This window comes from Lyngbya sp. CCY1209, assembly GCF_055795065.1.
Map to the genome: position 1 here is coordinate 1 of NZ_JAYFER010000182.1, position 8352 is coordinate 8352.

10 protein-coding genes are annotated in these 8352 nt (G+C 51.9%); all 10 read right to left on the reverse strand.

The features are described from left to right. Positions 1 to 71 precede the first annotated feature (71 nt). Positions 72 to 608, reverse strand: a complete 537-nt coding sequence (locus AC0QHF_RS02840) for a phosphonate degradation HD-domain oxygenase (RefSeq protein ID WP_324702669.1) — start codon at positions 606 to 608, stop codon at positions 72 to 74. A gap of 85 nt (positions 609 to 693) precedes the next feature. Further along, positions 694 to 1218: a hypothetical protein gene (locus tag AC0QHF_RS02845; RefSeq protein WP_324702670.1), complete on the reverse strand. Its 525-nt coding sequence runs from the start codon at positions 1216 to 1218 to the stop codon at positions 694 to 696. 12 nt (positions 1219 to 1230) lie between these two features. Then, complete coding sequence (gene phnM, locus AC0QHF_RS02850; protein WP_324702671.1) at positions 1231 to 2367, reverse strand: phosphonate metabolism protein PhnM; 1137 nt, start codon at positions 2365 to 2367, stop codon at positions 1231 to 1233. A 95-nt stretch (positions 2368 to 2462) separates the two neighbouring features. Then, positions 2463 to 3236: a phosphonate C-P lyase system protein PhnL gene (phnL, locus tag AC0QHF_RS02855; RefSeq protein WP_324702672.1), complete on the reverse strand. Its 774-nt coding sequence runs from the start codon at positions 3234 to 3236 to the stop codon at positions 2463 to 2465. Positions 3237 to 3268: 32 nt separating this feature from the next. Then, positions 3269 to 4072 carry a phosphonate C-P lyase system protein PhnK gene (gene phnK, locus AC0QHF_RS02860; RefSeq protein WP_324702673.1) on the reverse strand — a complete coding sequence of 268 codons (804 nt, stop codon included), beginning with the start codon at positions 4070 to 4072 and terminating at the stop codon, positions 3269 to 3271. A 245-nt stretch (positions 4073 to 4317) separates the two neighbouring features. Beyond that, positions 4318 to 4974 carry a glutathione S-transferase family protein gene (locus AC0QHF_RS02865; RefSeq protein ID WP_324702674.1) on the reverse strand — a complete coding sequence of 219 codons (657 nt, stop codon included), beginning with the start codon at positions 4972 to 4974 and terminating at the stop codon, positions 4318 to 4320. Then, positions 4967 to 5848, reverse strand: coding sequence for an alpha-D-ribose 1-methylphosphonate 5-phosphate C-P-lyase PhnJ (locus AC0QHF_RS02870; protein ID WP_324702675.1), 882 nt, complete (start codon positions 5846 to 5848; stop codon positions 4967 to 4969). Before AC0QHF_RS02870 ends, AC0QHF_RS02865 begins: the two co-directional genes overlap by 8 nt. Before the next feature lie 221 nt (positions 5849 to 6069). Then, the gene (locus AC0QHF_RS02875; RefSeq protein ID WP_324702676.1) at positions 6070 to 7134 is read right to left on the reverse strand and encodes a carbon-phosphorus lyase complex subunit; all 1065 of its coding nucleotides are present in this window, start codon (positions 7132 to 7134) and stop codon (positions 6070 to 6072) included. A 1-nt stretch (position 7135) separates the two neighbouring features. Further along, on the reverse strand, positions 7136 to 7732 hold the full coding sequence (gene phnH / locus AC0QHF_RS02880) for a phosphonate C-P lyase system protein PhnH (protein ID WP_324702677.1): 597 nt from the start codon (positions 7730 to 7732) through the stop codon (positions 7136 to 7138). Then, positions 7729 to 8184, reverse strand: a complete 456-nt coding sequence (gene phnG, locus AC0QHF_RS02885; RefSeq protein ID WP_324702678.1) for a phosphonate C-P lyase system protein PhnG — start codon at positions 8182 to 8184, stop codon at positions 7729 to 7731. The genes phnH and phnG overlap by 4 nt, the downstream gene beginning before the upstream one ends. Positions 8185 to 8352 lie beyond the last annotated feature (168 nt).

The window sequence follows — 8352 nt, forward strand, 5'->3', positions numbered from 1 at the left end:
TGGGGGGGATGGGGGTTGGGGGGGATGGGAGCCGGGGGGTGCGGTCAAACCGGCGGATCTGATATGACAAATTAGGTCGATTTCAAGCACCATTGCAGGACGGGAATAAACTCATCCAAATTCGGGGTTTTACAGTTGATAACTTTGGCGCGATCGTCCCAAAGCCGCAGTTTGACGGCATCTTCCGCGTGGGGTTGCCGGATGAAGGCGATCGCCTCTTCCGCCGAAAAAATCCCCCCCTGCAATTCCAGGCTAAATTGAGAAGCCGGAGACAAATTGTCCCGATACTGGGGTTGGGTGGCGCAGAGGTAACGTTTGGCTTGTACATGAAGGCGGATGGGTTCGGTGACGGCTTCGCCAAATAACTTTTTCAGGGGTGGAATGGCGCGATATTCGTGGCGATCGTCGATGTCGGTATCTTCTCCTAAATCGTGAATCAAATGTCCGAAATCGTGCAGCAAACTGGCTGTTATCAACTCGGGGGACGATCCGGCATTTTGCGCCAAAGTCGCACACTGCAAGGCGTGTTCGAGCTGGCTGACGGCCTCTTTTCCGTACTGCTCATGTCCGCGAGTTTCTAAAATTTCGAGAATCGTTTCTAAAGTCATAATTTGACCTCTTTCAATTCGTTGTTGCGCTTTAGCGCTATCAGTCTATTTTATTGATGGATTGATTTTTTAAGCCAATTAAATATCAAACTGTCCAAGATTGATGGCACGTCCAAGAACCGTCCTCATGCCGCTGATAAAATCGGATTTCCCACTGTACGGGAGCATTGATGTCGATTGAATCGAGAGCGATTTTTTTTAGTATTTCATAATTTCCGGCTTCAAAATTGTAGGCAAAACTCAAATGCAGCCAATCTTTTGATCGCAAGTTTTTCGGGTCGGAAATTGCCTGAGATTCGGCAATAAAATCGGCGATCGTTGTTTTGAGTTCCGGCGCGTTAATTTCCAATCCGTGCCAATGTTCTTTGAAAGTCATGCCGGTAATTTTTATCGAAATTTCCGATAACTTTAACAGCCGATTCAAAATTTCAACATCGGACGAAATCGCCGTTTCACTGTCTTGAAAAAATCCCGTCAGAGAACAGTGAGGCATATAATTGTGAGCCGAATTCGCACCGCAAACGTCTCGAGTTTTGCGAAAGTAGGCTTCGATTTTCTCGTTCAACTCACCCACCGGACAGGCGTAAACAATCAACTCTCGATCGCTCATTTTTATTTTCAGTTAGGCAACGCGACGACCTCGACGAACAACGGAGGTGATCCGGGGAACGATCCCATCGTCATGAACGGTAATTATATCAGCTTGTTTGCCAACTTCCAAACTCCCCCGGCTGTCGAAAAGGCCGATCGCCTTCGCCGGGTTGCCGGTGACATATTGCATGGTTTGATAGATGGGTTTTTGCATTTTCTGGGAAATGATAAAAATCGACTGAAGCAAACTGCGGGGAACGTAGTCGGATGAGAGAATATCGACGCGATCGCGTTCCACCAATTCCATCGCGGAAATATTGCCGGAGTGGGACCCCCCCAGAACCAAATTCGGCGATCCCATCAGGACTTTCAACCCGGAATTGTGGGCCGCTTCCGCCGCGTCCAATGTGGTGGGAAATTCGGCGATCGCCGCACCATCTGCCACGGCTTCCCGGACGTGTTCGACGGTGGCATCGTCGTGGCTGGCGAGGGAAATATTGCGATCGCGACTCAGTGCGACCAAAGCTTTTCGGTTCTTTTCGGCATAGAGTTGTTGTTTTTCCTTTCGCCTTTTGATGAACCGATGCATTTCTTCTGCGGAAATGCCATATTTTCCCATATAATATTCCGTGTATTTTTCGATTTTGACGAACTGCCGCTGTCCCGGCGTGTGATCCATCACGGAAATCAGGGATAACAGGGGATGATCGGTATATTCTTCGGCAATCTCACAAACCGATTCAAAGGACAATTCGCACCGCAAATGAATCCGGTGATCGCTCAGAAAACGTCCGGTTTCTTGTGCCTCGTGAATGGCATCGATCATCGGCTGAAAATCCGTCAGGCGGTTGGAGTTGGGTTTCACGTCTCCGATCGCGATCGCGTCACAAACCGTGGTAATTCCGGAACTGATCAGATCGCGATCGTGATAAACCACAGCCGCCTCGATCGGCCATTTTATTCCCGGACGGGGTGACATACACCGTTCAAAATTGTCGGTGTGGAGTTCGATCAATCCGGGTAAAAGATAGTCCCCGTTGCCATTTTCACCTTGAGAAACAATTCCCGGTTGAATGTCGGCAATTTTGCCGTCCCGAACCACCAGCGTCCCCAACACTTCGCGATCGGGTAATTGCAGGCGATAATTGGTGTAAACCTGTTCGTTCATGGTTTAGAGTTATGATTTTTAGAGACAAACGGGGGTGCTTCCCATACTTTATTAATTTTTTGAACGGCTGAGGTTAACAATATCTTATCTCGAAGTTAAATTTTACCATTTTCATGGGGATTTGCAAAAGTGAGTTCCCGAGTTCCGATGCGGTTGCGGACTTCCTCATCGTGGAAAATACCGATCAATGCCGCTCCTTGGTTTTTGCGTTCTGCCAACAATTCTATCACCTCCCGGCGGTTGATTTCATCCAGGGAAGAAGTCGGTTCGTCCAACAGCAAAATTGGAGAGTTGACGGATAGGGCTCTGGCGATATTCACCCGCTGTTTTTCGCCGCCGGAAAAGGTGGTGGGGGAGAGATTCCAGAGGCGTTCGGGGAGGTTGAGACGCCGGAATAATTCCTCGACGCGATCGCACGCCGTCTCGCGATCAACCCCCAATTCCAACAGCGGTTCCATCGCCACCGCGATCGCGGGAACCCGGGGAATGACGCGCAAAAATTGGCTGACATAACCGATGGTTTTTCGGCGAATTTCTAACAGTTCGTGGGGTTGAAGTTTCACCAAATCCAACCAATTTTCGTCATGTTTCACCCAAATCGAACCGCGATCGACCCGATAATTTCCGTAAAGCGATCGCATGAACGTGGACTTCCCGGAACCCGATTTTCCCGCCAAAATCACGCACTCCCCGGCATCCACCGTCAGCGAAACTCCTTCCAAAACTGACAGATGCACCCCCCCCTGATTGTGGAGGACAAATCCTTTATCAATATTTTCTGCCTTCAAACGGGTATCGGCAGAAATATCCGTCGGTTGTTGTTGATTGATTAACTCCGAATCCATCATCTTATTTTGAAAAGTCGTCAATTCCGATCCCTCCCCTTACCCAGGAAAAGTCTTCAAGGCATCAACGTCGCACTCACCAACTGTTGGGTGTAGGGATGCTGGGGATCGTCCAACACTTGATCCGTCAATCCCGCTTCCACAACCCTGCCATTTTTCATCACCAAAAGTTGATGTGCCAACAGGCGGACGACACCCAAATCGTGGGTGACTAAAATAACGCTCAAATGCAAATTTCTGACCACCGATCGCAACAGATCCAATAGCCTCGCCTGGACGGAAACATCCAACCCCCCCGTCGGTTCGTCCATCAAAATTAACCGGGGATTGGTGACTAAAACCCTGGCGAGTTGGAGGCGTTGTTGCATCCCCCCCGAAAAGGTAAACGGAAAGGAATCGATGCGAGTCGGATCGATTTCCACCTGTTCCATCCAATGAACAGCTTCTTGTCTAATTTTATCATAATTTCTGACGCCGATATCCATCAATCGTTCGCCGATATTCGCTCCCGCAGTTACGTCCATCCGCAGTCCATCCCGAGGATTTTGCCTGACAAATCCCCACTCCGTTTTTAACAGTTTCCGCCGCATCACTTCGGGGAGAGTATTGAAAGTGAGGGGATAGCCGCGATCGCCATTATAAATCACCGTCCCCGCCTGACTGGGTAGATATCCCGCCAAAGAATTCAGCAGGGTCGATTTTCCCGATCCGGACTCGCCGACGATTCCCAAAACTTGTCCGGGGTAGAGGTCAAAACTGATGCGATCGCAGGCTAAAATTGATCCGTAAGATTGACTCAAGTTTTCGACTCTCAACAGAGGTTTTAACTGTCCGAATTGTGTTTTTAACTCGACATTCATAAATTGTTCAGACCCATAAATATTAACGATCTACCTCGTACCTCGTAGCACAGGCATCCTGCCTGTTTTCAATCAATGACATTAACGGTCTTTCTCATTCAATCGGGAAAGATCCCCCTAAATCCCCCTTAAAAAGGGGGACTTTGAGTTAATGATCCCCCTAAATCCCCCTTGGGAAGGGGGACTTTGAGTTAATGATCCCCCTAAATCCCCCTTGGGAAGGGGGACTTTGATTAGACATGAATTTACATTTTTGCGACCCTCGATTTGATGCCACTCATCGCCGCTTCCACCATTTCGGGTTTGGGTGCGGTTTTTTGCCAGCTTTCCCGGCTTTGCAGGCGATCGCACCATGCTTGTATTTTTGGATAGGACTCCAGAGAAAAACCCAGTATTTCCAAAGAGGGAATGGCGGTCCCGGCGACGAAATCGGCTTGGGTGATTTCATTGCCGACTAAATAATCGCGATCGCCCAAATAATCTTGATAAAAATTAAGGATGGTATCGAGTTTTTCATGGGATTGCTTCAGGGACTCATCTGGTTCGTCCAGCACCCCCGCAAATCGTTTGAGTAGGGGGACGGTGGCGGGTAATAATTCGTTCATAATGACCAACTCCAACATCCGCATGATACCCAGCGATCGCGGATTTTTCGGAGTGAAACTCGGGTCGGGATATTTCGCATCCAAATAGTCCATCATCGCCAATGATTCGATCAGGGTAAAATCCTCATCCACCAAAACCGGGATGTGATGAAAGGGATTCAGTTGCAAGAACTCCGGCTGATATTGATCGCCGTTCAAATTGACGATCGCTTCCTCGAATTCGATGCCTTTTTCCAACAGCATCACCCAGACTCGACGACTGTTAAATGAAAGGGGAGTGTGATCAAATTTAATCATGGGATTGTGTTTGAATGAGTTGTTGTCGAGATTGACAATAATCTGTATCCGAACAGATCCACATCCGACCGCCGCGATCGTCGGTGACGACCTCATCTAAAAAGCTATCTTTCGACCCGCAAAAGTGGCAGGATTTGTCCCATTTTTGCACCGAAAATGGATGGTCTTCAAAGTCCAAACTTTTGACTTCCGTGTGGGGTGGAATCGCGTAAATTCGCTTTTCCCGGCCCGCCCCAAATAACTGTAACGCCGGATTCATATTCAGTTTGGGATTGTCGAATTTCGGAATCGGGCTCGGACTCATCAAATAGCGATCGTGAACCCGCACCGGATAATCGTAGGATGTGGCGATATGACCGAATTTTGTAATGTCTTCGTAGAGTTTGACGTACATCGGCCCGTACTCTTCGAGGGCGTGCATTTTGTCGGTTTCGACGGCGGACGGTTCCAGCCACCGCAGGGGTTCGGGAATCGGGACTTGGTAGATGATAATTTGACCTGATTTCAAAGGGGTTTCTGGGATGCGGTGGCGGGTTTGAATTAACGTCGCTTCCGATGTTTTTTCGGTAGTTTTTACACCGCAGACACGGGTAAAAAAGCGGCGGATATTTACCGCATTGGTGGTGTCGTCCGAACCCTGATCGATGACTTTCAGAGTATCCGTTTTTCCGATAACCGAAGCGGTGATTTGAATGCCACCCGTCCCCCAGCCGTAGGACATGGGCATTTCCCGGGAACTGAAGGGGATTTGATGACCCGGAATCGCTACGGCTTTGAGGAGCGATCGCCGGATCGATCGCTTCGTTTGTTCGTCCAAATAGGCGAAGTTAAATCCGGGTTCTGGGGTCTCTGTTATCGTTCCATTGTCACTCATAAATTGACTTGAATTGCATCTATAGTTGTTCTCAATCTGACCGGGTAAATTGGAGGATAAAATACCCGTTGAACTTAAAGCGAAGCCTCCTCTTTCTCCCCCCTTTCTTCCCCCTTTCTCCCCCCAATTCTCCCCCCAATTCTCCCCCCTTTCAAAGGGGATCTAAGAGGGATAATGGGGGATATTTTCACAGGCAGGATGCCTGTGCTACGAGCGGCGGTTTAACATTGATAGTCCTGCCGCATTTGGCGGATCAAATTTAATTCTGATTGAAAATCGACGTAATGGGGCAGTTTCAAATGTTGGACGAACCCCTGAGCCTCCACATTGTCGGAGTGAGAGAGGACGAATTCCTGATCCTGGGCCGGACCCTGAATCGCTTCGCCCAATTCCGGCGATCGCATCGCCCGATCCACCAGGGCCATCGACATCGCCTTCCGCTCGTTGTAGCCGAACGTCAACCCGTAGCCGCGGGTAAATTGGGGTAAAATCTGCTTCGATCCGGAAAATTGGTTGACCATCTGCACCTCCGTCACCGTAATTTCCCCGATCGCCACCTCGAACCCCAACTCGTCCGGACAGATGATCACCTCCACCATCCCCACCCGCACCTCCCCCGCGAAGGGGTGATTTTTGCCGTACCCCCGCTGGGTGGAATAGGCCAAAGCCAGTAAAAACCCCTCGTCGGCCCGGGCCAGATTTTGCAACCGCGCATCCCGTCCGGTGGGCAGTTTCAACGGTTGACGAGTCAGGTCGGCGGGTCGGTTGTCCTGGGGGGGTTCGGGTTGCAGCAACCCCTCCTGACCGAGGGTATCGGTGACGCGGGGGATGTCTGATGGGGGAATTTCGGCTTCCGGCGCCGGCGGTGCCTCCCCCTCCGCCGCCAATTTGAAGTCCAGGAGGCGGTGGATGTAGTCGAACGTCGGGCCCAACTGCTGGCCGCCGGGGACGTCCTTAAAAATGGCGGAAATGCGCCGGGAAACCTGCATTTTCCCCGTATCCAGGGGTTGGCTGGAGTAGAACCGGGGCAGGGTCGTCCGGTAGGCCCGCAGCAAAAATACCGCCTCCACCAAGTCCCCCCAGGCCTGTTTGATCGCTAAAGCCGCCAGTTCCCGATCGCACAGACTCCCCTCGCACATAACGCGATCGACGGCCAGGGACAGTTGTTGTTGGATCTGGTCGAGGGTCAACTCCGGCACGTCCGGATCGCCCCGCCGCCACGCCTTCAGCAGGGCCTCCGCATTTTCGATCGCCTGTTGTCCTCCCTTGACGGCGACGTAAGCCATCTCAACGCTCTCCTTCCGACGGTTTCAGTTGGGCGGTTCGGGGCAAACCGACCACCTCCCGATCGCTGAAAAAAAAGATGTCAATTCCTTGCGGATATTGTCGGACATTTTCCCGCCACTGTACCCAAAATTGGGCAGAAACGGGCAAATTAATGTTTTGTTCCCCCAAAATTCCCGGCCCGGTGAGGGTGACGGCTTCTCCCCCCTGCAAACTGGGAACCTGGATCAGCAGGGTGGCGGCGGTTTCCGGTTCTTCCGCCGTTCCGGGGTTGAATTGGGTCAGATCGGGCAGTTCGGCGATATCTCGAATCAGGGCAAAATCGGCCGTTCCGGGGTCGGTTCCCCACCGACAACCGCTGTGAAACACCAGCCACCGCCCCACCTCCGAGGGAAATTCCGGACTCAGCCAGACCTCGGTTTCCAAGTCCAACAGGGTCAGACAAGCGATCGCACAGGCCGGGTTGAGGTCCCTGGGAGGGGTTAAAAAGGGTGGAATCGTCCGGGGTTGTCCGGGGTGGGACAGGGCGTCCAACAGGGCGCGAAAGCTGGTTTGGGCGTCGTGGACCGGATCGGCCAGTCCGGGAAGTTGAACGGTCATTCCGACTCCCCCCGCACCAGCGTATAAAAGTTGACCTGGGTGGCGGCGGTCTGTCGGGCCCGGGCAGCGTGTTGTTGCCGGAGTTCCCCTTGCAGGGGTTCGATCACCGATTGTTGAATGCGATCGCGCCACTGGGGATGTTGCAAAAGGGCGTCGCACAGGGCCGCGAGTTCCGCGTGACGGCGCGATCGGCCAGCCACATAACCGAACCCGACGATGGCGGCGGGATCGCCCAACTGCACCGCGCACCGCGTCACGGTCATTTCCCCCAAATTGAAAATTTCCCCCGTCCCCCCGGCGCGCCCCCGGACCATCGTCAGGCCAATTTCCGGGGGTCGCAAAAAATCGTAGGGGGGCAGGGGTTGCAAATCCGCGATTCTATCCTCCAGGGCTTTTAGGGAGGATTTCGCCAAAGTTGCCATCCAGGACTGTCGCTGCTGGGGATTCGACATGATAATGGTTGTCCAGTTTGTCAAAAATCGGGACTCGGGGGCTGGAGGCAGAGGAGGCAGAGGCGACATCTTACATCAGATTCGTACAACCTCCCCAATCATCTGAATATGATTTGATCGGGTTGGGGCCCCTGGCTTGCGCCCTCGGGAATTGATTCCCAAGCGGTC

What these genes read in the sequence shown, in the direction of transcription:
- phnM (WP_324702671.1), bottom strand. Translation starts at nt 2,367, where the DNA reads ATGAACGAACAGGTTTACACCAATTATCGCCTGCAATTACCCGATCGC.
- AC0QHF_RS02875 (WP_324702676.1), bottom strand. Translation starts at nt 7,134, where the DNA reads ATGGCTTACGTCGCCGTCAAGGGAGGACAACAGGCGATCGAAAATGCG.
- phnG (WP_324702678.1), bottom strand. Translation starts at nt 8,184, where the DNA reads ATGTCGAATCCCCAGCAGCGACAGTCCTGGATGGCAACTTTGGCGAAA.
- phnK (WP_324702673.1), bottom strand. Translation starts at nt 4,072, where the DNA reads ATGAATGTCGAGTTAAAAACACAATTCGGACAGTTAAAACCTCTGTTG.
- AC0QHF_RS02840 (WP_324702669.1), bottom strand. Translation starts at nt 608, where the DNA reads ATGACTTTAGAAACGATTCTCGAAATTTTAGAAACTCGCGGACATGAG.
- AC0QHF_RS02870 (WP_324702675.1), bottom strand. Translation starts at nt 5,848, where the DNA reads ATGAGTGACAATGGAACGATAACAGAGACCCCAGAACCCGGATTTAAC.
- AC0QHF_RS02845 (WP_324702670.1), bottom strand. Translation starts at nt 1,218, where the DNA reads ATGAGCGATCGAGAGTTGATTGTTTACGCCTGTCCGGTGGGTGAGTTG.
- phnH (WP_324702677.1), bottom strand. Translation starts at nt 7,732, where the DNA reads ATGACCGTTCAACTTCCCGGACTGGCCGATCCGGTCCACGACGCCCAA.
- AC0QHF_RS02865 (WP_324702674.1), bottom strand. Translation starts at nt 4,974, where the DNA reads ATGATTAAATTTGATCACACTCCCCTTTCATTTAACAGTCGTCGAGTC.